General features: G+C 31.9%; 22 protein-coding genes. 8 read left to right on the top strand and 14 right to left on the bottom strand.

The window, feature by feature from the left end:
- The first annotated feature begins 635 nt into the window (after nucleotides 1-635).
- The 4 genes from AA076_RS03615 (at nucleotide 636) to AA076_RS03605 (ending at nucleotide 3,868) form a co-directional block, all read left to right on the top strand.
- Nucleotides 636-1,502: a DMT family transporter gene (locus AA076_RS03615; RefSeq protein WP_001068497.1), complete on the top strand. Its 867-nt coding sequence runs from the start codon at nucleotides 636-638 to the stop codon at nucleotides 1,500-1,502.
- A gap of 19 nt (nucleotides 1,503-1,521) precedes the next feature.
- Nucleotides 1,522-2,022, top strand: coding sequence for a preQ(1) synthase (gene queF, locus AA076_RS03610; protein ID WP_000930014.1), 501 nt, complete (start codon nucleotides 1,522-1,524; stop codon nucleotides 2,020-2,022).
- A 29-nt stretch (nucleotides 2,023-2,051) separates the two neighbouring features.
- Nucleotides 2,052-2,297 (top strand): hypothetical protein, encoded by a 246-nt coding sequence (locus AA076_RS16115; protein WP_001788366.1) that lies wholly within the window; start codon nucleotides 2,052-2,054, stop codon nucleotides 2,295-2,297.
- A gap of 65 nt (nucleotides 2,298-2,362) precedes the next feature.
- The gene (locus tag AA076_RS03605) at nucleotides 2,363-3,868 is read left to right on the top strand and encodes a peptide MFS transporter (protein ID WP_000193751.1); all 1,506 of its coding nucleotides are present in this window, start codon (nucleotides 2,363-2,365) and stop codon (nucleotides 3,866-3,868) included.
- A gap of 77 nt (nucleotides 3,869-3,945) precedes the next feature.
- Here AA076_RS03605 and AA076_RS14540 read toward each other — a convergent pair whose 3' ends face one another.
- Entirely contained in the window at nucleotides 3,946-4,047 is a 102-nt protein-coding gene (locus AA076_RS14540; protein ID WP_001790641.1) for a hypothetical protein, read from the bottom strand.
- Between the two features lie 90 nt (nucleotides 4,048-4,137).
- Here AA076_RS14540 and AA076_RS03595 point away from each other — a divergent pair, with 90 nt between their 5' ends.
- Complete coding sequence (locus AA076_RS03595) at nucleotides 4,138-5,055, top strand: diacylglycerol/lipid kinase family protein (protein WP_000429014.1); 918 nt, start codon at nucleotides 4,138-4,140, stop codon at nucleotides 5,053-5,055.
- 623 nt (nucleotides 5,056-5,678) lie between these two features.
- Here AA076_RS03595 and AA076_RS03590 read toward each other — a convergent pair.
- The 13 genes from AA076_RS03590 to AA076_RS03525 form a co-directional block, all read right to left on the bottom strand.
- Nucleotides 5,679-6,221 (bottom strand): 5' nucleotidase, NT5C type, encoded by a 543-nt coding sequence (locus tag AA076_RS03590; RefSeq protein ID WP_000197271.1) that lies wholly within the window; start codon nucleotides 6,219-6,221, stop codon nucleotides 5,679-5,681.
- 350 nt (nucleotides 6,222-6,571) lie between these two features.
- Entirely contained in the window at nucleotides 6,572-7,630 is a 1,059-nt protein-coding gene (hisC, locus tag AA076_RS03585; protein WP_001836199.1) for a histidinol-phosphate transaminase, read from the bottom strand.
- 239 nt (nucleotides 7,631-7,869) lie between these two features.
- The gene (locus AA076_RS03580) at nucleotides 7,870-9,384 is read right to left on the bottom strand and encodes an ABC transporter permease/substrate-binding protein (RefSeq protein WP_000180991.1); all 1,515 of its coding nucleotides are present in this window, start codon (nucleotides 9,382-9,384) and stop codon (nucleotides 7,870-7,872) included.
- A complete protein-coding gene (locus AA076_RS03575) occupies nucleotides 9,377-10,354 on the bottom strand; it encodes an ABC transporter ATP-binding protein (protein ID WP_000589260.1) in 978 nt (325 codons plus the stop codon). Before AA076_RS03575 ends, AA076_RS03580 begins: the two co-directional genes overlap by 8 nt.
- Nucleotides 10,355-10,575: 221 nt before the next feature.
- Nucleotides 10,576-12,357: a DNA helicase RecQ gene (recQ, locus tag AA076_RS03570; protein WP_000983677.1), complete on the bottom strand. Its 1,782-nt coding sequence runs from the start codon at nucleotides 12,355-12,357 to the stop codon at nucleotides 10,576-10,578.
- An 11-nt stretch (nucleotides 12,358-12,368) separates the two neighbouring features.
- Nucleotides 12,369-14,252 carry an ABC-F family ATP-binding cassette domain-containing protein gene (locus AA076_RS03565; RefSeq protein ID WP_000525111.1) on the bottom strand — a complete coding sequence of 628 codons (1,884 nt, stop codon included), beginning with the start codon at nucleotides 14,250-14,252 and terminating at the stop codon, nucleotides 12,369-12,371.
- Between the two features lie 270 nt (nucleotides 14,253-14,522).
- A complete protein-coding gene (gene ltaS, locus AA076_RS03555) occupies nucleotides 14,523-16,463 on the bottom strand; it encodes a polyglycerol-phosphate lipoteichoic acid synthase LtaS (protein WP_001626656.1) in 1,941 nt (646 codons plus the stop codon).
- Between the two features lie 473 nt (nucleotides 16,464-16,936).
- Nucleotides 16,937-17,941, bottom strand: a complete 1,005-nt coding sequence (locus AA076_RS03550) for a 5-oxoprolinase subunit C family protein (RefSeq protein WP_000022323.1) — start codon at nucleotides 17,939-17,941, stop codon at nucleotides 16,937-16,939.
- On the bottom strand, nucleotides 17,925-18,635 hold the full coding sequence (locus tag AA076_RS03545; protein WP_000708692.1) for a 5-oxoprolinase subunit B family protein: 711 nt from the start codon (nucleotides 18,633-18,635) through the stop codon (nucleotides 17,925-17,927). Before AA076_RS03545 ends, AA076_RS03550 begins: the two co-directional genes overlap by 17 nt.
- Nucleotides 18,636-18,722: 87 nt before the next feature.
- Nucleotides 18,723-18,929 carry a hypothetical protein gene (locus AA076_RS14525; protein ID WP_001790169.1) on the bottom strand — a complete coding sequence of 69 codons (207 nt, stop codon included), beginning with the start codon at nucleotides 18,927-18,929 and terminating at the stop codon, nucleotides 18,723-18,725.
- 65 nt (nucleotides 18,930-18,994) lie between these two features.
- Complete coding sequence (locus AA076_RS03535) at nucleotides 18,995-19,603, bottom strand: aminotransferase class IV (protein ID WP_001175781.1); 609 nt, start codon at nucleotides 19,601-19,603, stop codon at nucleotides 18,995-18,997.
- The gene (locus tag AA076_RS03530; RefSeq protein WP_001217785.1) at nucleotides 19,603-20,754 is read right to left on the bottom strand and encodes a chorismate-binding protein; all 1,152 of its coding nucleotides are present in this window, start codon (nucleotides 20,752-20,754) and stop codon (nucleotides 19,603-19,605) included. The genes AA076_RS03535 and AA076_RS03530 overlap by 1 nt, the downstream gene beginning before the upstream one ends.
- Nucleotides 20,738-21,331 carry an anthranilate synthase component II gene (locus AA076_RS03525; RefSeq protein WP_000604514.1) on the bottom strand — a complete coding sequence of 198 codons (594 nt, stop codon included), beginning with the start codon at nucleotides 21,329-21,331 and terminating at the stop codon, nucleotides 20,738-20,740. The genes AA076_RS03530 and AA076_RS03525 overlap by 17 nt, the downstream gene beginning before the upstream one ends.
- 350 nt (nucleotides 21,332-21,681) lie before the next feature.
- Between AA076_RS03525 and queC the strand changes: the two genes are divergently transcribed.
- From queC to queE, 3 genes are read left to right on the top strand one after another with little or no spacing between them, the layout of a single operon-like run.
- On the top strand, nucleotides 21,682-22,350 hold the full coding sequence (gene queC / locus AA076_RS03520; protein ID WP_000446724.1) for a 7-cyano-7-deazaguanine synthase QueC: 669 nt from the start codon (nucleotides 21,682-21,684) through the stop codon (nucleotides 22,348-22,350).
- Nucleotide 22,351: 1 nt separating this feature from the next.
- The gene (gene queD / locus AA076_RS03515; RefSeq protein WP_000941336.1) at nucleotides 22,352-22,771 is read left to right on the top strand and encodes a 6-carboxytetrahydropterin synthase QueD; all 420 of its coding nucleotides are present in this window, start codon (nucleotides 22,352-22,354) and stop codon (nucleotides 22,769-22,771) included.
- A gap of 3 nt (nucleotides 22,772-22,774) precedes the next feature.
- Nucleotides 22,775-23,488, top strand: a complete 714-nt coding sequence (gene queE / locus AA076_RS03510; protein WP_001062972.1) for a 7-carboxy-7-deazaguanine synthase QueE — start codon at nucleotides 22,775-22,777, stop codon at nucleotides 23,486-23,488.
- Nucleotides 23,489-23,499 lie beyond the last annotated feature (11 nt).

Raw genomic sequence — 23,499 nt, 5'->3', positions numbered from 1 at the left:
AGTAGCTTATATGGGTTGAATGTATAAAAATCACTATATGTAGTGTTTACATCATTGGATATCTTCCATTTGCTCAGTACATTTTCTAAAAATATGACTATTAATTGATAATAACTATTAAATTTCTGTGTTAAATTACTTTTAAATGTAATTTCTTCATAAATAAAGCATTTGCATACAAAACACAAGATATTGTGTCTTTTTCGTTTCACCAACACTATATTATGTGTTTCATTATACATAAGACACACTATGATTTAAAGTGCCATTTTCTAATCGAATGTTCGTAAAACGTTCCAACTAGGCACCAATACTAAATTAGAAAAACTTGAACAAATTTAAAAAAATTTTTTAGTAGATATCACTTGATTTTTTTAAATCTGTGTCAATCTCAATTGTATCAACAGAAATCAAGAAAAAGCTTATTAGCTTGATACTGAATTGATATTTGTTTTATGTAATAACACAAACATTCATAAAAGTGTAATGCCCTATTATTCCGACAAATAAACACAGAACGTTTGTTCGCTACAGTCTATTATAGTCTTTTTATAGTAAATTTCAACTATTTATGCACAACATGTTGTTTTATGCTAATATAAATACGTTAATTTTATATAAAAGAGGCGATAAAATTGAATCCTAAAGTAAAAGGTATCATTGCCATTTTAATTTCGGCTATTGGTTTCAGTTTTATGTCAGTGTTTTTCAGACTTGCAGGTGACCTTCCTGTTTTTCAAAAATCATTAGCACGAAACTTAGTAGCAATGTTTATTCCATTATTTTTTATATATAAATACCATCAGCCAATGTTTGGCAGACTTTCAAGTCAACCCTTATTAATAACACGATCAACACTTGGACTTATTGGTGTATTGTTAAATATTTATGCCATTGATCATATGGTACTTAGTGATGCCGATTCATTAATGAAACTCAATCCTTTCTGGACGATTTTATTAAGCATTGTTTTCTTACATGAAAAGGTAAGGAAGTATCAAATTACAGCAATGATAATTGCTATTTTAGGTATGCTTTTAATAGTGAAACCTGAATTTTCATCATCTATGATTCCATCATTAGCTGGCTTATTCTCAGGTATTTTTGCAGCATCAGCATATACATGTGTTCGAGCACTTAGTACAAGAGAAGCACCATATACTATAGTATTTTACTTCTCCTTATTTTCTGTCATCGTTTTAATACCTTTCACTGCATATACTTATGAACCAATGAGTCAGATGCAAATACTTTATCTATTAGGGGCTGGCTTAGCTGCCGCTGTGGGTCAAATTGGTGTTACTTTAGCATATAGTTTTGCAGCAGCAAAAGATATTTCTATTTTTACGTATGCATCTATAATTTTCACAGCAATACTTGGATTTATTCTATTCGGAGAATCTCCAGATTTCTATGCAACATTAGGTTACGTCGTTATTATCGGTGCAAGTTATTACATGTTTGAAAAAGCACGCCGAGACGCCAAAATAATAAAAAAATAAATTTAAAGGAGCGCTTTATATGGCACATGGCCGTCAACAAGATGAATTACAAGATATAACTTTATTAGGAAATCAAGACAATACTTACAATTTTGACTATCGTCCTGATGTATTAGAATCGTTTGATAATAAGCATCAAGGTCGTGACTATTTCGTAAAATTCAACTGTCCAGAATTTACATCATTATGTCCAATTACTGGGCAACCAGATTTTGCAACTATCTATATTTCATATATTCCAAATGTTAAAATGGTTGAATCAAAATCTTTGAAATTATACTTATTTAGTTTCAGAAATCACGGTGATTTTCACGAAGATTGTATGAATATTATTATGAATGATTTGATAGAGCTTATGGACCCACATTATATTGAAGTCTGGGGCAAGTTCACACCACGTGGTGGAATTTCTATTGATCCTTATACAAACTATGGACGTCCAAATTCTAAATATGAAAAAATGGCTGAGCATCGTTTGATGAATCATGATTTATATCCCGAAAAAATAGATAATCGTTAAATGTATCATTTAATAAACACACCAATAAGTTGATTTTCCTAACTTATTGGTGTGTTTTTCATTTAGCATACATAATAGGTTACATTAAAATAACATTTTATACCAAAGTACACCAAAAGAATATTAGTACACGAATTAAACAACATTTTTATAGAAACCTATTGCACTTTAACGTCAATAAGTATATTTTTATATTATCTCTAATTAATTGTGCGCGCTTAATAACAGAATATTCTCAATATTTTTATTTTTTTGTGATTTGTTGGAATATTTAGTTGATAAGGCACAATCAAATTTACTTAAACTATTGTATTAGGGGAAGAAAGGATGGGATGTATACATGACACAACAAAACTCCCATGGAAATCAAATTCAAGACATACCTCAAACAGGATTTTTCGGGCATCCTCGAGGACTAGGCGTACTCTTCTTTGTAGAGTTCTGGGAAAGGTTTAGTTATTATGGCATGCGTGCCCTACTCATTTTCTACATGTACTTTGCCGTAACAGATAATGGCCTTGGAATTGATAAAACAACAGCTATGTCAATTATGTCAGTTTATGGTTCATTAATCTATATGACATCAATACCAGGCGGATGGATTGCTGACAGAATTACAGGCACTAGAGGCGCTACTTTATTAGGTGCAGTCTTTATTATTATCGGACATATTTGTTTAAGCTTACCATTTGCATTAATCGGCTTATTCACATCAATGTTCTTCATCATTATTGGTTCAGGTTTAATGAAGCCAAACATTTCAAATATCGTTGGCCGTTTATATCCTGAAAATGATAGACGTATGGATGCAGGTTTTGTTATTTTCTATATGTCAGTTAATATGGGTGCATTATTATCACCTATTATTTTGCAACACTTTGTTAATGTTAAAAACTTCCACGGCGGATTCTTGATTGCAGCAGTTGGTATGGCATTAGGTTTAGTATGGTATGTACTTTTCAACCGCAAAAACTTAGGTAGCGTTGGTATGAAACCTACTAACCCATTGACACCAGCTGAAAAGAAAAAGTATGGTCTTATTATCGGAAGTGTTGTTTTAGCAATTGTATTAATTATCGTTATTGGTGCATTAACTAACTCATTATCATTTAACTTAGTTAGTAATACTGTTTTAGTATTAGGTATTGCATTACCAATCATTTACTTCACTTTAATTATTAGAAGTAAAGATGTCACTGATACTGAACGTTCTCGTGTTAAAGCATTTATTCCATTATTTATTCTTGGAATGGTGTTCTGGGCTATTCAAGAACAAGGGTCTAATGTATTAAACATATATGGAATTGAACATTCAGATATGAAATTAAACTTATTTGGTTGGAAAACAAACTTTGGTGAAGCGATCTTCCAATCAATTAACCCATTATTTATTTTATTACTAGCTCCAATTATTTCACTTTTATGGCAAAAGCTTGGAACTAAACAACCTAGCCTGCCAGTAAAATTTGCAATTGGTACGTTCTTAGCAGGTGCGTCATACATACTAATTGGTATTGTAGGTTATGCATCAGGTTCATCAAACTTTTCAGTTAACTGGGTTATTTTATCGTACATTATTTGTGTTATCGGTGAGCTATGCTTATCACCAACGGGTAATAGTGCTGCTGTTAAGTTAGCACCTAAAGCATTTAATGCCCAAATGATGAGTATTTGGTACTTAACTAACGCTTCTGCACAAGCAATCAATGGTACTTTAGTTAAGTTAATAGAACCACTAGGTCAAACAAATTACTTTATTTTCCTAGGTGTTGTTGCAATTATTGTTACAACAATTGTATTAGCATTCTCACCTTTAATCATCAAAGCGATGAAAGGTATACGTTAATATTGTTGGCCTAATTCAAAAAACAGTAAGTCATTTAAATGGCTTACTGTTTTTTTATAGGTTTCTATTAATTAAATTCAAGATATCAGTATAAATAAAAACTTAATATGCTCATTATAGACAGCTATAACTATATTTTCTCGTCCCACTCTATAGAAATCAATTTCATTTATTACCATTTTCTCTATTTAAAAACATATTTTTGGTATTAACAATTAAAAGTGGGTATATATATTTAATGAACCAATTTTTAGAAAGTAGGCTAAACTATGGAAAATAAATATACACATGGTGTCCTCTTTTACCATGAACACAGTGGATTAAAAAATATTAATCAAGGTATTGGGGAAGTTACAACAGCATTAAGTTCAATTTGTAAGCATCTTTCTATTCAATTGAGTGAAAACGAAGGTGACATTATTAAATATTGCCAAGAAATCAAAACTAAAAACTATGCAAAAGATGTAGATATATTATTTATTCTTGGCGGTGATGGCACGGTTAACGAACTTATAAACGGTGTTATGACACATGACCTTCAACTCCCTATTGGCATTTTACCAGGCGGTACTTTTAATGATTTTACAAAAACGCTAAATATAGCACCTAATCATAAACAAGCTAGTGAACAAATGATTTCTGCACAAGTTGGTACATACGATGTAATTAAAATAAATAATCAATATGCACTCAACTTTGTTGGCTTAGGTCTCATTGTTCAAAACGCTGAAAACGTACAAGATGGTTCAAAAGATATATTTGGTAAATTGAGTTATATTGGATCAACTGTCAAAACACTGCTAAATCCAACACAATTTAATTATCAATTATCAATAGATGATAAGACATATTCTGGCGAAACGACCATGATACTAACAGCAAATGGTCCATTCATTGGTGGTAGTCGTATACCATTGACTGATTTGTCTCCTCAAGATGGTGAACTGAACACTTTCATTTTTAATGAACAAAGTTTCAGTATTTTAAATGATATTTTTAAAAAGCGTGATAGCATGAATTGGAATGAAATTACTCAAGGTATTGAGCATATACCTGGTAAAAAGATTTCACTTACAACAGATCCAGCAATGAAAGTTGATATTGATGGCGAAATTTCATTAGAAACACCTATTGATATTGAGGTTATACCAAATGCCATTCAGTTACTTACTGTCAATGATTTGTAAGCATCCGGAATGATCTTAACCCGATATTATATTAGGTTTGGAGTGTAATCATAAGATTCAACGCACCTTATATTCGTTTTTATTAGCTTTAAGCTATTACCCTGTTTCAAAAACAGACATATAATTTTGGCGCATGCCACTAAAATGATTGATGTTGTATTTTAAATCATAGTGGTTTATGCGTCTTTTTCAAATTCTATAAAAAATCGGATGACGTGTAATCTGCCATAGATTAACACATTCATCCGATTTATAATAATAAGATAGACTAACATTTATTGAGAGCGGGACGGAAATGATAAAGAACGACTAATGATTGATTATGTAGCGATTCTTTATCATTAGTCACAGCTAATGTGTACTTAAAAATATGAATGCATGAGTTACACTCATGCATAAGAAATACTAATTTCTAAAGAAAAAGTATTTCTTTATGTTGGGGCCCACCCCAACTTGCATTGTCTGTAGAAATTGGCGTTCCAATTTCTCTATGTTGGGGCCCCGCAGTCAACTACTGCCAATATAGTGTTGTAGTGTCTAAGACATAAAAGTTCATCTCAGTCACAATTACTTTATAGCCTATCCATCATCTTTTCTACATGAAATTTTTCAAGTGATATATTTTATTTCTCAATATTATCTAAAAAATACTGTTCTACATCTTTCCAGCTATTTACGCGTTCAAATCGATCATCATTAATATTATGCACTGCTGTAAACATAATCGGTGTACCAGTAAAAATTTCAAGCTGTCTAGGATTGTCATCTATTAAATAATCAGCTTTAACGATGTTTTTTCTACCACAAAAAACAAAATGCTGAGGATCTAAAAATGGAAAGAACTCTAGTAACCATTCATATTTATCACTAAATGATGTTGGTACATCCATTGCTGCTGTAGCAATATATACATCATAATGTTCAGTTAATTTTTTCACAACTTCTTGTGCATACGGCATCACTTTAAGATGTCTGAAGAAGCCTGGTTCTCTCAATACTTCTGTAATTAATCCATCATGTTCAGGAATAACATGTTTAAGTTTTTGACCATTCAAAGCTTCCATTTTAATACCTAAATCCGCTCTAAAATTGACAGCATCAATGATTTCTCCTAATGTATCTGCCAATACTTCATCCATATCAATCGCGATTGATTTACGGGTCATTTTAATCTTCTCCTGAAAATATCAGTATTGATTCAGTATAGCAAAAAAGCAATTGATACAAAACAATATCATCTATTGTTGCTTTTTACACTGAATACTCTCACCTCATCATTCACACTGCATTGAGCTTGAGACATAAATCAATGTTCAATGCTCTACAAAGTTATATTGGCAGTAGTTGACTGAACGAAAATGCGCTTGTAACAAGCTTTTTTCAATTCTAGTCAACCTTGCCGGCGGGGCCCCAACAAAGAGAAATTGGATTCCCAATTTCTACAGACAATGCAAGTTGGGGTGGGACGACGAAATAAATTTTGCGAAAATATCATTTCTGTCCCACTCCCCACTTACTATTCGTATTTAAAGTTTGATAAAACTTCTAACATTTTATCATTTTGTTCTTTAAAACCAATTGTAATTCTAACACCAGTTGGAAATGGTCGCGTAATACACCCTACATTTAAAAGTGCTTCATAAAGTTCATTTACCCGCTTTGTTTTTACAAATATAAAATTCGTTTGACTTGGCAAGAAATACTCACTTTGAGGTAATTGATAAAATCTTTCGCGTTCAACACTATTTTTATGTGTTACCTCTTTTAAATATTGTTGATCTTCAAGTGCTGCAACTGCTGCGTATTCAGATATACGTGTCACATTAAATGGTGGTCTAATGATGTTCCATTTTTCAATCGCATGTTCACTTGCTACCACATATCCTACACGTAAACCCGCTAATCCATACGCCTTTGAAAATGTACGTAATAAGAAAGCATTGTCATATTTTTGTTGCAAAGCAAGTGTATCCGGGTAGCCCTCTGCTGTCACAAATTCAAAATAAGCTTCATCTATAATTACTGGTACATGTGGAGGTACTTGAGATAAAAACGAATCTAAGCTCTCATGATTAAAATATGTACCTGTAGGATTATTTGGATTACATAACCATACCAATGACGTATCTTCATTAACTTCTTTTAAAATACCTTCTAAATCGAAGCCACCATCTTTTAAAGGTACTTGTATCACATTAGCTGATTCAACAATCGCATTGTGATAATATTGACCGAATGTCGCTTCACTTGTAACAATAGTATCCCCTGGCGTTAATACAGCTCTAGAAATCATTAATATAACTTCATCTAATCCCGCACCAAATAAAATGCGTGATTGATCTACATTTAAATGTTTACTAATCGCCGCTTTTAATGTCGGTGATCCTGTTTCAGGATAATAATATAACTCATCTAAGTGTGCTGATATCGCTTCTTTAACTTTAGGCGATGGTCCATACAAATTTTCATTTGATGCAAGTTTATATAAATCTCCTTCAATGCCATACTTTTCTTTCAATGCCCTTGGAGATAAACCAGGCTGATATGCTGATAGTTGATTAAGTTGTTCTTTCATAATAAAAACAACCTCCTTAGAATTAACTGAAATTTCAAAAAACTTATATTCATTATATCGCTCTATGTTTCTAAAATGCAATGCTACTATTTTCACATCATAATAGCTTACATTGTGTTTAACATGTCATATTTTTTAATCATTATTGCATGTTTAAATTGAACATAATTATAGATTTAAATATAACAACGCCACATAAGATATAATTTGGTGTTACGCATCTTATGTGGCGTTGGTCGTTATTTGATTAACCCTTTTGCTTTTAAATAATCTTTCGCAACTGTATATGGGTCTTCATTTTTAACTGTTACTTTATAGTTCATCATTTGCATATCTTCATCAGATATTTTGTTTTCTAGTTTGTTTAACGGTTTCTTAATTTCTGGATGTTTCTTTAAAAAGCTTTCTTTAAATAATGGTGCTCCTTGATATGGTGGAAATACGTGCTTATCATCTTTTAACACAACCATATCATATTGTTTTAATTCAGCGTCAGTTGAATATGCATCTATTAAATTAATATTACCTTTATTGATCGCTTGATATCTCAACTTAGGTTCCATTGTACGTATGTTATCTAAATTTAAATTATAAGCCTTTTGAACAGCTTTGTAACCATCTGGACGATCATTAAATTCCAATGTAAATCCTGGTTTAAGTTGATCTTTAACCTTATTTAAATCACCAATTGTACGTATATTATGTTGTTTAGCAAAATCACGTTTTACAGCTAAAGCATACGTATTGTTATACTTCATTGGTTTTAACATAGTCATTTGATATTTCTTTTCAAGACTTTGCTTAGCTTGTTCATAAACTTTTTTCTCTTCTTTTGACTTCAATGGTTCTTTTGTTAATTCACCTAAAACTGTTCCAGTAAATTCTAAATACCCATCTATATCGTCAGATTTTAAAGCATTAAATAAAAATGCTGTTTTGCCCATACCATCTTTCACTTCTACAGTATTTTTGGTCTCTTCTTCTATTAAAATTTTATACATATTTGTAATAATCGATGGCTCGGAGCCAAGCTTTCCAGCTAACGTAATTTTATCACCTTTTTGTGCAAACATAGGAATAGCGATAGCCAGTATAATAATCATCACTATAACACCTAACGTCATCAATAACTTTTTATAAGATAATTTAGCCATAAATCTTAAAATTAAATCAAATATAATTGCCAATAAGGCTGCTGGAATTGCACCTAATAATATCAACGATGCATTGTTACGGTCTATACCTAATAAAATTAAATCTCCTAGTCCGCCTGCACCAATTAATGCTGCTAGTGTTGCTGTACCTATAATTAATACCATAGCCGTTCTTACACCAGCCATTATAACAGGCATTGCTATCGGAAGTTCGACTTTAGTTAAACGTCTAAATGGTTTCATACCTATACCTTTAGCCGCTTCAATGAGTGATGGATCAACTTCTTTAATTCCAGTATACGTATTCCTTAAAATTGGTAACAACGCATACACTACAAGTGCAATAATTGCTGGCACACGACCGATACCAAATAAAGGAATCATTAAACCTAATAATGCCAACGATGGTATGGTTTGAAGAATTGCCGCAATATTCATTACGATTTCAGATATCGTTTTAGTCTTCGTTAATAAAATACCTAATGGTACCGCAATAGCAGTTGCAATCAATAATGCGATAAATGATATTTGAATATGTTCTATCATTGTCGAAAAGAGTTGCCCCTTACGTTCACTCAATATGTCGAAAAAGTTAGTCATGTTGAGCTACCTCCTTTTTCTGGGACAAATATTTGAAGATATCTTTCCTATCAATAACATATTGACCTACGCTATCTTCTTGCATGACAATGACACGCTCGCTCTCTGATAAAAGTTGATACAATACTTCAATTGGTTGATTGTCATAAACAATTGGATAAGCGCTCATAGATGTAACCTCATCGATTGGTTTCATAATATCCAAGTCACGGATAATTGCGTTCTCTTCAACACATGGCGCATCATCTTCTAAATGACTACCCATAAATTGTTTAACAAATTCACTTTGAGGATTATTTTTAAATCCTTCTGGTGTGTCAATTTGTTCAATATGCCCTTCATTCAAAAGACAAATCTTATCACCAAGTTTCATCGCCTCTTGAATATCATGTGTAACAAATATGATTGTCTTCTTAATTTTAGTTTGTAATTCAATTAAATCATCTTGAAGTTTTTCTCGGCTGATTGGGTCTAATGCACTAAACGGTTCATCCATTAAAATAACTGGTGGATCAGCTGCTAACGCACGTATAACTCCTACACGTTGTCGTTGCCCCCCTGACAATTCATCAGGTTTTCTGTTTTTATATTTTTCAGGTTCTAATCCAACCATTTCAAGTAATTCATCTACTCTTTTATCTATATCTTTTTCTTTCCACTTTTTCATTTGTGGCACTTGTGCAATATTTTCTTTGATTGTCATATGTGGGAATAATGCAATCTGCTGCAATACGTATCCAATATCCCAACGCATTTCGTATACTGGATAATCACTTATTGGTTTATCTTTAAAATAAATATAACCTTCACTTAAGTGAATGAGTCGATTAATCATTTTTAATGTCGTAGTTTTTCCACAACCTGAAGGTCCAATTAGCACAAAAAATTCACCCTCATTAATATTGAAACTAATGTTATCGACAGCAACATGTTTGCCATAACGCTTAGTTACATTTTTAAACTTAATCACTTTGCCACCTCTTTTTTTCTCATAGCATAAAACCGAGATTATATGTATGTATTCCCTATTTAACCACGTTTATTACAATTTTCAAATTTAAATGATTTATCCTTGAACTTTTTTAATAAAATAATGAATAATAGGTAATCTCCAGTTAAGAAATAGTGTTATTTTACCTTGAATTCAAAAAAACACCCAGTAAAACAAGGAATGCTTACTAGGTGTCTTCACTATACTTTGGCTTTATAATTTTGAATCGTTTCTAAAAATGCTGGACAATAATGTTTTAATTTGTAACTACCTACGCCATCAATATTAATCATATCTTGTTTCGAAGCAGGCTTACGTTTAGCAAATTCCTCCAACGTGTAATCAGAAAATATACTTACAGGTGCTATCGTTAATTTGTCACTTAACTTTTTACGAACTTCTACCAACTGACTGAATAATACTCGGTCAACCCCTTCAACCGTATTTATAAATACTTTTTCAGTCGCTTTTTGCTTAAATGGTGTTGTGAATACTTCTACTTCATTACTGAGTAATTTTTTAATTGAAGTATCACACATTAATATTTCGTCATTTTCATTTAAGAACCCTTTGAATCTTAATTCATCTATTAAGTGACTTAATTCTGATGTTGTGTAACCTTTCATTAAACCATGGGTTGAAATTTGGTCATAACCTTTATACTTAATATAATCTGTTGACTCTCCTCTTAACACTTGAATGATAACACTATAACTCTCTTGTTGTTTCATACGAGCGATGCAACTAATAATCATCTTAGCTTCTTGTGTCATATTATATGATTTATCTTGTTGAACACAATTACTACATTGTTCACATTCTTCTAATTTTTCATTCGGTTCAAAATAATGGACAATTGTTGCTTCTAGACATTTTTTTGTTTTTGTATATTGAATCATTTTAGTTAACTTTTCGCCCATTTTATCTTTATAGTCATCATCAGCTTGAGAGACTGTTATAAAATACTCGTGTAAATTGATATCGCGTTCGCTAAATAACAAAATACATTCACTTTTCAACCCGTCACGACCTGCACGACCCGCTTCTTGATAATAAGATTCTAAATCTCCAGGCATATTATAATGAATAACAAAGCGTACATTGGATTTATCAATACCCATACCAAAAGCATTTGTAGCAACGACTACTTTAACACGATCAAATAAGAAATCATTCTGCGCTTCTTCTCTTTCTTTATTGCTCAAACCTGCATGATATATAACACTTTCAATTTTCTGACTTTCTAAGGCTTCTTGAAGCTCTTCAACTTGCTTACGTGTAGAACAATAAATAATACCTGCATCTTCATCGTGTGTTTTAATATAATCCAATATAAATTTTTGACGTTGATAAGTAGGATTTACTTTAAAAATTAAGTTTCTACGCTTAGTACTCGTTTTAATTTGATCAGTTTGAGCGATATTTAACTTTTCTCTAATATCTTGCTGTACTTCAACCGTGGCAGTTGCTGTCAACGCTATTATTGTAAAATCTTGAGGTAACGTAAATACTTTTGAAATAACATTTTGGTAACTCGGCCTGAAATCATGACCCCATTTAGAAATACAATGCGCTTCATCAAACGCGACTAAGTGAATCTTTATACGCTGAAGCATATTTAAAAAATATCGGTTTTCAAATCGTTCTGGTGCAACATACAAAAATTGAATTTCTCCATTTGATAATGCTTTTTCAATACGTTGTTGCTCTTTTTGAGTCAAACTACTATTTAAAAAAGCAGCTTGAATTCCCATCGCTTTTAATTGATCCACTTGATCTTTCATTAATGATATTAGTGGACTTATTACAATTGTTGTACCACCTAACAATAAACCTGGTACTTGATAGCATATAGACTTACCTCCACCAGTTGGTAAGACACCAAGCACATTACGATGGTCTAATACTTTGCTAATAATTTCTTCTTGTCCTGGTCGAAACGTTTCATACCCAAAGTAATGCGATAATGTTTGTTGCATCATAAATTGACCCCTTATTGTTGTTCTTTAATTTCTTCTAACTCACTCCATCTTGTGATGTCTAAATCATATTGAATTTCAAGTTGTTCTTTTTCTTCGTTTAATTCTTTAATTTTCCCATAATCTGCACTTGCCTCAATCATGAGCACATCAATTTCTTCCATTCTTACTTCCGCTTGTTCTATGCGTTTCATCAATTGTTCATATTCTAATTTTTCTTTATATGATAAACCATTTTTCTTACGTACAGTTGTAGAAGATTTAGATTGTTGCTTCAATGTGGATTTATTTTTATCTAATGATTTTTTATAACTTTCATAATCTTCAAAAGTTCCGATAATCTTTTCCATCTGACCATCATGAATAAACCAATATGACTGTGCAACTTTATTTAAGAAGTAGCGATCATGGCTTACGGTAATCACTGTACCACCGAAAGTATGAATATAATCTTCAAGTATTGTTAAAGTCTCAGTATCTAAATCATTTGTCGGTTCATCTAACAACAGAACATTTGGCTGGTGTACGAGTAGACGTAATAAATACAAACGCTTTTGCTCTCCACCAGATAATTTATAAACTTTTTTACCATGAGTTGCACTTGGAAATAAAAATCGTTCAAGAAGTTGTGTAATAGATACCGAGGTTCCATCTTTTTCTTTTGCGATCTCACTTTCTTCTCTTAAATAATCAATCATACGAATATCTCTATCCAGGGTCTCATCTGTTTGCTTAAAATAAGCTACTTTAACCGTCTGCCCAGTCTTCAATTTACCTTCGAATTGTTGGTCTTCTCCACTCAAAATATTTAAGAGTGTTGTTTTACCAGCTCCATTTGGCCCAACAACACCAATACGCTCACCTTTTTGAATAATTTCCGTCAGATGTTCAAATAATACTTTATCATTAATAGCCTTTGATAAGTCTTCTAATTCGAACACTTGCTTACCTAATCTTGAATAAGCAAGATTCAATTCACCTTTATCGTCTTTATATTGCTGGTTAACTTCATTTTCTAGGTCATTAAATCGATTAATTCTAGCTTGTTGCTTTGTAGTACGAGCCTTAGCTCCAGCCCTCATCCAAGCAAGTTCTTCCTTATATAAAGCTCGTTGCTTTTGTTGTTGCTTTTGAAGTGTTACTTCTCTTTCAGCGCGCATTTCAATATAAGATTCATAGTTACCAGGATATGACGCTAACTTACCTCTGTTTAGTTCAATAATTCTAGTGGAAACTTCATTTAAAAAATATCGATCATGGGTTACGAATAAAACAGTATGAGGATATTGCTTCACATAATTGATCAACCAGCTGATTGATTCGAAGTCTAAATGGTTCGTAGGTTCATCTAATAACAATAAATCTGGTTGTTCTATTAATGTTTTAGCAAGTACAACACGTTTTTGTTGTCCGCCGGATAATTCTTTAATGTATTTAGTAGTATCATGTATACCTAGTTTTGAGAGGATTGTTTTAATTTCAGCGTTATAGTCCCAAGCATCATGTTGATCCATAGCATCTTGCGCATCCATCATTCGCTTGAACAATTTATCACTTTGGTCATCCGCATAAGCTTGTACTGCCTGCTCATATTGCTTGATGATGCGTAAAGTTGTTGTATCAGAACTTAATACTGCATCAAAAACTGTCATATCTTCATTAAGGTCCTGTTTCTGAGACGAATATCGAATTCGATATTGATTTGGATGCATAACATTGGCTGTAAAATCATCATCAATACCACCAATTACTTTTAACAACGTACTTTTCCCTGTACCATTTATGCCTACTAAACCTATTTTTTCACCTTCTGAAATTGATAAATCTAGGTTATCGAATATAGTCTTATCGGCATAAGATTTATTTAAATGTTCAATTTTATATGCTTCCATACCCATCTTCCTTCTTCTGTTGAAATCTCTACGTACTTAAATCAGTTCTATACATTATACACCTTTTTGAAATCAAAAGAAATCGATACCGTTAAGTGTCATAATTTAATATATTGTTGCTTCAACTATAAATAAAACTTGTTAAGGCTTTGATGACTATGCTAATGATCTTTATAATATACCTTTTTATCAACACATATAATGTAAAACATAATATAAAAGAACATAATAAAAACCCGGATTGATATTTTATCAATCCGAGTTCGTGTTTAGATATTATTTTTTAGAGTTTGCTTTAGGTCCTGTTTCATATTTATACTTCGAAGGATTTACCTTTTTGAAGTCTGGATTTTTGTAGAATCTAAACAAATCACCATTAAGCACGTTGTCACTCATTTCGAGATCCTTTTCAACTTGCTTTTTATTCTTTTCGAAATCAGCTGGTTGAGTAGTTATGAGTTCATTATTTTTATTAGAATAAATCTTACCATTAACATATTTATAATCTTTTGTTATAAAGTCACCATTTCTGAATGGAACTACTTGATTATGACCTTTAGAGAATAAATCAGTACCGAACATTAAATAGTTCTTCGTATCTATACCAGCCAAATGTAAAATTGTTGGCATTACATCGACTTGACCAGCATATTCATTATTGATACCACCAGATTTACCAGGGATTTTAATCCAGAAACCAGTTCTGTTTAAATCTGTAAATTTAGCCGATGTGATTTTTTCACCTAATAGTTTTTCCATGGCATTGTTATGGTTTTCAGAGATACCATAGTGGTCACCATAAATCATAATCACTGAATTGTCATATAATCCTTTTTTCTTCAAGTCATTAATATATTCTTCTAATGCTTCGTCTAAATAACGTGCTGTTTGAATATAACCATCAACTGTTGCATCACCTGTGTTTGATTTCTCAATAGTTGCATCCTTTTCATCTAATGTGAATGGATAGTGGTTAGTCAATGTAATTAAATGAGAATAGAATGGTGATTTCATCTTAGCTTGATAATTAGCAGAATCTTTAAAGAAAATTTTGTCTTTCAAGCCTAAGTTTACAACGTTTTTATCTGACATGTCATAGTATGTTGCATCATAGAATTTATCGATACCAAAGTGTTTATATACTTGGTCTCTGTTCCAGAATGTTTTATAGTCACCGTGCATGACATCAGATTTGTAGCCTTGCTTTTGATCTAAAATTGCTGGTAATGACTGATACGTATTATCTCCTTTTAATGAAAAGGCAGAACCTTGCGGTAAACCGTATAAACTGTTATCCATTGTAAATTCAGAGTCAGATGTTTTACCTTGACCTGTTTGATGGAAAAAGTTAGGGAAGTATGTGAATTGCTCTTTCCCACTTGATAATTTGTTTAAAAACGGTGTTACTTCTTTACCATTAACCTTTTTATTAATTAAGAAGGTTTGGAAACTTTCTAAATGAATCTTAATAATATTTTTCTTCTTTGCCACCCCATAATATTCTGGGTTAGGCTCTGTTTGACGTTGTTTCGTATAATTTAATACTTTTGTTAAGTCATCTTCAGATGCTAGCGCTTTTTGTTGATTATTTTCGATAGTTTTAACACCATCGTATACTGTAAAGTTATAAGGTCCTAAATATTTCACTAAATATTTATGGTCAAATGTACGTGTTAATAATTCTGGTCTGTCAGTTTCAGCAAAAGCTAAGTTTAAGAAGAATAATGCTACTGAAGCCGCCATTACGACAGGAACAAATTTCTTACTAAATGCTTTTGTGTCTAACCATTTTGTTTTAAATATTAAAATGAATAAGTAAACTAACGTATCAATGAAATAAACAAAGTCATACCATTTGAATGATGCACTAACCGCACCACCCATAGATTCTACGTTACCTACTTGGTTTAAAGTACTAAACGTTAAAAAATCAGAGAAGAATCTAAAGTACACAACATTGGCATATAATAGGAACGTCAATAAGAAGCCGCCTATGAACATGAACCAAAATGCTTTTTTGCCTTTAAAGAATAGGAACACACTTAAAACCAGTGCTACTAAACTATAAGGATTCATCAATAATATTAAGTTTTGTACTAAACCTTTAACACCTAAAGAAAAATCAACATAATAAGAAAAATACGTCTTCAAGGTAATCGTTATTACGGTTAATAAGAAGAACGCAAAAAGACTAATTTTCTTTTTTTGTGAACTCATGATTCTTTCCCCCGTTATTTAGATAATAAATCTTGCGAAAGTACTTGAATAAATTAGATATTAACATTATGTAGTTAATTAATAAGTGCGTTTAAAAGTTAACATTGTCATAATTATAGTAATTACTTTCAGATTCAAGTTTATAATTTTCATTATTTGTAGCTTTCAACTTTGATTTAACAAGTATTTTGGGCTACAACTCATATTTGCTTGTGTAAGTTTCTTTATTTAATATTATCATTCAATTAACAAATTTAAAATTTGTAATCAAATTGTAATAATAAGCATAGCTCAATTAATAAATATAGAGTAATTTTAGTCAAAATTCAAGTAAAAACACACTTTATCTTTTCATTTTACTGTGAAACGAATTAGAAAATGATACATTTCGCAGATAAAACACAGTATTATTTCATTATACATTAGGAGGAAATTATTTGCATCGGACTCGAGTATGAGCTACGTACCAAATATTATTTCATCATTTCTAATTGCATTCTATATTCTATTCCATGGAATAATTGGTTTAACCAGTTACTATACTTAACAAGGTTCTTTTCAGCCGTTAAAATATCTATAAATTGAAATTTCAAACGTGATCCTTGCGGTTTTTGTGCTAATTTCGTTAAATGATAACTTGCGATTGTACCGATTTGCGGGTAGCTACCTAGCGTATAATGATCATTTAATAGGATAATAGGTGTGCCATCACGCTTAATTTGTATCGTTCCTTTTTTGACAGTCTGATACGGTGGCATATCTTCATAAAAAGCTTTGATTTTTTCACCTTCAAGCATCATCCCCATGCGATTTGCTTTGCTCGTTACTTTATAATCATGTTTCACAAATCTTTGAATGGCATCTTCTTTAAAATCTTCCGTACCTTTATTTTTAACGACATGAAATACATCAGACATATAATTAAATGACAAGGCGTATCCATCAATACCCCAATCTGTTTGTTTCGTGTGAGCAAGGTTTTCAAATAACTTATGATGACGAGCTGTATAATCTCTCTTAAGCTTTATTTCATCGCCATCTTGTAATGTTCTACCTTTAAAACCACCAATTTTTACATTAAAGTCGGTTGAGTTAGATCCTAACCATGCATCTAATTCAAATCCGCCTCCCACAGCTAAATACACTCGCGATGTATAACTTGTTTCTCTAAACTTTAAAACATCGCCTTTATCTAACAAATACAATTTATATGGAGATATAGTCATATGCTCAGTGTAAGCTTTGACATTACCCCCTGCTAATGCAATCAGCGTAGGTTCTGTAAAACGAATCGTTGCCATTTTATTAGTCATTTCCAAAGTTGCTTCATTCTTGTCATTTGCAACTAATCGATTAGCAATTTCATGTGCTAAAGTATCAAGTGCACCACATGGAATTACACCATCATGTTCATATCCCCTTCTGCCAAAGTCCTGAAAGCTACTGAATAAGCCACTTTTTTCAATTATGATTGACATCTTTAAACGCTCCTACTTCTAATTCATTTTCATTGATAGGTCTAAATTTAATATTATCGCCTAACTTTAAGCGTGCGAAATCTGATTCTTTCGGATTAAAAAGTGATAATGGTGTATAACCAATAACTAACCAATCATTAATTGTATCCGTAGTTACAATACCGCATTTTTTCCCTTCAAGTACTACAGAACCAGCTGGAATGAATTTTTTCTGTTTACTCGTGTGATTAATATACAATTTCTTATTTAATCCAGTTAAATAAGGAAACCCAGGTGAATATCCCATCATCGAAACAAAATATTGCGCCTTAGAATGTAATTCAATAAAAGTTTCTAGCTTGATTTTGTAATGTTTTAAAAGTGATTCTAAATCCGGACCATATTTCGAACCATACACAATTGGTATTTCAATCAAATCTTGCTGGTTAAAATCATGTTTTATGTTTAAATGAATCGATTCTATTAGTGCTTTCATGTATAAAAAAGGTGATTGTATATTATGGTGTTTAATCATATCCCTTGCGTCATAGACAATCATCATGTCTGATTCTGATGGCACAATTTCTATAATAAATGGATAATTTTGTTCAATTAAATATGAGCGAAGTGTTAATAAATCTTCGGTTAAACTTTTAGATACTTCTTTTTCAATTGCGACTACAATGGCTTGGTCACCTTGACTATATATTTTCATTTGTACACCTCTTCAATATTTGGTTACTTTACTTTCATTTTTAATTATAGAATCGATTGAATAGTTCATTTTACCTACTCACTAAATTTACTGGTGGTACATTAAATCCATTGCCCGCACAACAAAAGGCATAAGTTCGTGAATTAATGCGTATACAAGGATAAAGCTTATAACAGTAGTAATTGTTGCTATCAAACGAACAACATATATTCTATTTTCAGATAGCAATCGATTCACTAATCGATAATTTACGTATACAAGAATTAACAACAGCACAATATAAACAATAATCATATTTGGCCCCATTTAATTTTTAAATTTGTTTTCACATCATTTTCTACTTTATTATCATACTAATTTTAAAGGCAAAGGTGGACATCGGCAACCTCTCGTAAACTATTTATCAAAAATAAACGTATCTCATTGTTATGATATTTATAAATCAATTCGTTTTTATTAAAGTCTTTTTCAACAAGTTTGTCACTATCTATTAAATAATCACGCATGCATCCTTTTAAGAAATCATCTTTATAACTTGGTGTGTACCATTTTCCATCCTCTTCAATGACAATGTTGCCAATATCAAATTCAAGGACCTTGCCGTCCTCTGAAGTTAGCAATATTAAATCTGTTTCATGATTGTGTGCTAAATGCTTTCGTTCTGTCGTTTTATTTTTTATAAAAGTTGGATTAACTACTTTGGGCAACACTTGAAATTTTGCTGTAAAACTACTTTTCTCAGGTAAAGGTGACACTATCGTTTCAAATTTGCTTTCAGCATTTAATACGATTTTAAGTCTATATTGACCACTGTGATACTTTGTTGTTACATCGTTTAATTCATTTCGCCATGCATGTTCATCAAATTTAAAGTTTAATCGCTCAGAAGAACATTTTATGCGATTAGTATGATAAGTAAGTCTAGGGATATGTCCATTATCAATTTTCATTGTTTCAAATAATTGCATTATAACATCTCCAAAATCTTGGTTTTTGCGTAAAATTCATTCACTTCATCTTTTGGCTTAGAATCAATTGTAATACCTGCTCCGACTCCATAAATCGCTTGTCCATATTTATACTCAATAGTGCGAATCGGAATATTAAAAATCATTTTATCATCTTCAGTTGGAAGTAATAGTCCAATTGCTCCGCAGTATATACCACGAGGTGAACTTTCTAATTGTTTAATATATTTCATTGTATTCAGTTTCGGTGCACCTGTAATCGAACCACAAGGAAATAACGATGTTAAAATTTGAGTTAAGTCTGTATTATTTTTTAAAGTTCCACTTACCATCGAAGTCATTTGAAATACAGTTTTATATGCCTCAATAAAAAATAGTTTATACACCTTAATTGAGCCACTCTGTGATATTCTCCCTATATCGTTTCTTAGTAAATCAACAATCATGACATTTTCTGCACGATCTTTCGAAGAAGTTTGCAATGTTTTATAATACTGTTGATCTTCAGCTTCCGTTTTACCTCTAGGCATTGTCCCTTTCATCGGTTTGCTTATGATAACGTTATCGACATTGTTAAATTGTCCTTTTTGAAAAAATAATTCTGGTGAGATAGACGCTACTTGGATTTCATCAGTTTGTAATAACGCAGTATAATTACCATTACTAAATTGAGTTAATCGTTCATATAAAGTACTAATAGGATAATAAATGTTATCCGTTAAGCGCGCCGTATAGTTCACTTGATACGTTTCGCCTTCAACAATTGCTTGTTGGACACGTTTAATATTAGTCATCATAACCTCAGAAGATTCAACAAATGAAAAATGATACTTTGATACATAAGAAGTTTGATGTTCATATGTTGAATTTATGCTTTCCGCTTTTTCAAAACTATAAGCTGCTGCATAAATATCATCTTTAGCTAATGAATGTGTACACATAGCATGATTAAAATACTTTGCCGCTTCGTAACTTAAATATAACGAGACATATCTACCTTGTCGTTGCTGCGCTTGTGCAAAGTGTATCACTTCTCCCACATCAGCCAACTTAGTAGCAACATACTTCTTTATAAATCCCTTTAATTGAATATGGTATTGCTTATATTCATTTTCAGTTAAATAGTAGCGATAATTATATTCTATTCTCACAGTAATCACCTACCTTCGATAAAAATAATTCAACTTGTCGATAACCGTATTCACTCAAAATAGATTCAGGATGATATTGCACACCAAAAACCGGAAATCTAATATGCTCAAATGCCATAATAATCGCTTCATCGTTTTTTGCTGTAATCTTTAAGCAATTTGGAAAAGTCGCTCCGTCAGCAATTAATGAATGATAACGCATTACATTGAAATTTTGAGGCAGTCCTTGAAAAATACCTTCATTGGTATGGCGTAACTGTGTAGTATGTCCGTGTACAGGATGATAGCCGTGAATGATATTTCCACCAAAATAAGACACGATACATTGAAATCCTAAACATACACCTAGTATAGGTACACGCTGATAAAATTGTTCTAACACTTCATTCAAGATAGGATAATCATCCGGATTACCCGGCCCAGGCGAAATAACAATTGCTTTTGGCTTCATATTAATGACGTCTTCTATCAGCAGATTATCAATACCAACAACTTGAACTGTTAGTTTCGTTTGAGTCTTAATATAGTCTATTAAATTATATGTAAATGAATCATTATTATCTATGACTAGAATCATTGTATACTCCGTTCTAAATGTGTTTTATTTTTATAATATGTATTGGATGTAGCTAAAACTTTAAAAGCATTGTCATTATCCTGACCTTGATTTTAACTAATATATGGTATATTCTATTCATCGTACATAAATGAATATCAGAGGTTCCTAGCTGAAACCCTCTATAAAAAACTAGACATTGAAATTTCAAACATTCGTTGGTAAACCTTTAATATATATTATAGGAGCAACCCATTTCTTTCGTCTATCTTTTATGGAGATAGGCTTTTTTTATTTTATAAATTAAAAACGGGCTTATCAATGCCATTAACCTCTTTATTAATATTATTAATGATAGGAGCAATTACAAAATGGAAAGTGTATTAAATAATGAAAAAGCCATCGTTGTCTTTAGTGGTGGTCAAGACAGTACAACATGTCTCTTTTATGCAAAAAAACATTTCAAAGAAGTTGAACTCGTAACGTTTAATTATGGCCAAAGACATGATACTGAAATTGAAGTCGCAAAACAAATTGCACAAGATCAAGGAATGAAACATCACGTTTTAGATATGTCATTATTATCACAACTTACTCCAAACGCATTAACACAACATGATATGGAAATTACTAATAATGAAGATGGTATACCTAATACATTTGTTCCAGCTAGAAATTTACTTTTCTTGTCGTTTGCAGGCGCTCTAGCTTATCAAATTGGGGCTAAGCATATTATTACAGGCGTATGTGAAACAGACTTTTCAGGCTACCCAGACTGTCGCGATAGTTTTATAAAATCAATGAACGTAACATTAAGCCTAGCTATGGACAAAGATTTTGTCATTCATACTCCTTTAATGTGGTTAAACAAAGCAGAAACGTGGAAATTAAGTGATGAACTCGAAGTTTTAGATTATATTCGTACAAAAACATTAACATGCTATAACGGTATCATTGGGGATGGCTGTGGTGAATGTCCAGCTTGTCATTTACGTCAACGTGGACTAAATCAATATCTTGAAAGTAAAGGAGCGCTTTAAAATGTTACAACAAATCTATCCTAGTACAACGCATCCATATCAATTCGAATTAAATAAAGATTTTAATTTTTCGGCTGCACATCACATTCCATGTGAAGAAGCAGGTATTTGTCAAAATGTCCATGGTCATACTTACTTTGTTAATTTAACAATTGTCGGTGATAAACTAGATGACACTGGCTTCTTAGTGAACTTTAGCCATTTGAAAAAGATGATACACGGTAAATTTGACCATCAACTGTTAAATAACTTACCTGCTTTTAAAAACAAAATCCCTTCAACTGAAATCGTAGCGGAAACAATTTATCAAATTGTTAAAGAAAATTTGGCATCGCTCGAACACCAACCAAAATGTATTCAAGTATTTGTAAGAGAAACACCAACAAGTTATGTCGTATTTAGACCAAAGGAACAGGTGTAACTAATGGCTAAAATTCCTGTACTCGAAATATTCGGTCCAACCATTCAGGGTGAAGGTCGAGTAATCGGTAGAAAAACGATGTTTGTGAGAACAGCTGGATGTGATTATCGCTGTAGCTGGTGTGATTCTGCATTTACTTGGGATGGTAGTGCTAAAGGCGATATAAAACTCATGACCGCTGAAGAAATTTATGATGAATTAAAACGAATTGGTGGCGATTTATTTAACCACGTTACAATTTCTGGTGGTAACCCAGCATTAATTAAAGGTATCCAAGAGTTAGTTGACTTATTTCAAGATAAAGGTATTTTCAGCGCACTGGAGACACAAGGCAGTAAATTCCAACCTTGGATGACACAAATTGATGATTTAACGATTAGTCCAAAACCACCAAGTTCAACTATGACACCTGATTTAAAAAAGTTAGATGAAGTGATTACACAATGCGTACCTTCATCATTAAACTTAAAAGTAGTTGTATTCGACGATAAAGATTATGATTTTGCCAAAATGATACACCACCGTTATCCAGATATTCCCTTCTATTTACAAGTTGGTAACCCATATTTATCAGACAGCGTAGATAATCATACCGAAAAGTTGTTAGAACGCTACGAGCAGTTGGTGGATTTAGTTATGCAAAGTAATGATATGAATCACGTTTATGTGTTACCACAACTTCATACATTACTTTGGAGCAATAAAAAAGGTGTATAAAGGATAACTTA

Origin of the sequence: Staphylococcus aureus (assembly GCF_001027105.1) — a bacterium.
Taxonomy (GTDB): Bacteria; Bacillota; Bacilli; order Staphylococcales; family Staphylococcaceae; genus Staphylococcus; species Staphylococcus aureus.
This window is presented reverse-complemented; position numbering and strand designations above follow the sequence as displayed.

Excerpts from the sequence above, each read along its gene's own strand:
- queF (WP_000930014.1), top strand. The coding sequence starts at position 1,522 with ATGGCACATGGCCGTCAACAAGATGAATTACAAGATATAACTTTATTA.
- AA076_RS03605 (WP_000193751.1), top strand. The coding sequence starts at position 2,363 with ATGACACAACAAAACTCCCATGGAAATCAAATTCAAGACATACCTCAA.
- AA076_RS14540 (WP_001790641.1), bottom strand. The coding sequence starts at position 4,047 with ATGGTAATAAATGAAATTGATTTCTATAGAGTGGGACGAGAAAATATA.
- AA076_RS03595 (WP_000429014.1), top strand. The coding sequence starts at position 4,138 with ATGGAAAATAAATATACACATGGTGTCCTCTTTTACCATGAACACAGT.
- AA076_RS03590 (WP_000197271.1), bottom strand. The coding sequence starts at position 6,221 with ATGACCCGTAAATCAATCGCGATTGATATGGATGAAGTATTGGCAGAT.
- hisC (WP_001836199.1), bottom strand. The coding sequence starts at position 7,630 with ATGAAAGAACAACTTAATCAACTATCAGCATATCAGCCTGGTTTATCT.
- AA076_RS03580 (WP_000180991.1), bottom strand. The coding sequence starts at position 9,384 with ATGACTAACTTTTTCGACATATTGAGTGAACGTAAGGGGCAACTCTTT.
- recQ (WP_000983677.1), bottom strand. The coding sequence starts at position 12,357 with ATGATGCAACAAACATTATCGCATTACTTTGGGTATGAAACGTTTCGA.
- AA076_RS03565 (WP_000525111.1), bottom strand. The coding sequence starts at position 14,252 with ATGGGTATGGAAGCATATAAAATTGAACATTTAAATAAATCTTATGCC.
- ltaS (WP_001626656.1), bottom strand. The coding sequence starts at position 16,463 with ATGAGTTCACAAAAAAAGAAAATTAGTCTTTTTGCGTTCTTCTTATTA.
- AA076_RS03550 (WP_000022323.1), bottom strand. The coding sequence starts at position 17,941 with ATGTCAATCATAATTGAAAAAAGTGGCTTATTCAGTAGCTTTCAGGAC.
- AA076_RS03545 (WP_000708692.1), bottom strand. The coding sequence starts at position 18,635 with ATGAAAATATATAGTCAAGGTGACCAAGCCATTGTAGTCGCAATTGAA.
- AA076_RS14525 (WP_001790169.1), bottom strand. The coding sequence starts at position 18,929 with ATGATTATTGTTTATATTGTGCTGTTGTTAATTCTTGTATACGTAAAT.
- AA076_RS03535 (WP_001175781.1), bottom strand. The coding sequence starts at position 19,603 with ATGCAATTATTTGAAACAATGAAAATTGATAATGGACATATCCCTAGA.
- AA076_RS03525 (WP_000604514.1), bottom strand. The coding sequence starts at position 21,331 with ATGATTCTAGTCATAGATAATAATGATTCATTTACATATAATTTAATA.
- queC (WP_000446724.1), top strand. The coding sequence starts at position 21,682 with ATGGAAAGTGTATTAAATAATGAAAAAGCCATCGTTGTCTTTAGTGGT.
- queD (WP_000941336.1), top strand. The coding sequence starts at position 22,352 with ATGTTACAACAAATCTATCCTAGTACAACGCATCCATATCAATTCGAA.
- queE (WP_001062972.1), top strand. The coding sequence starts at position 22,775 with ATGGCTAAAATTCCTGTACTCGAAATATTCGGTCCAACCATTCAGGGT.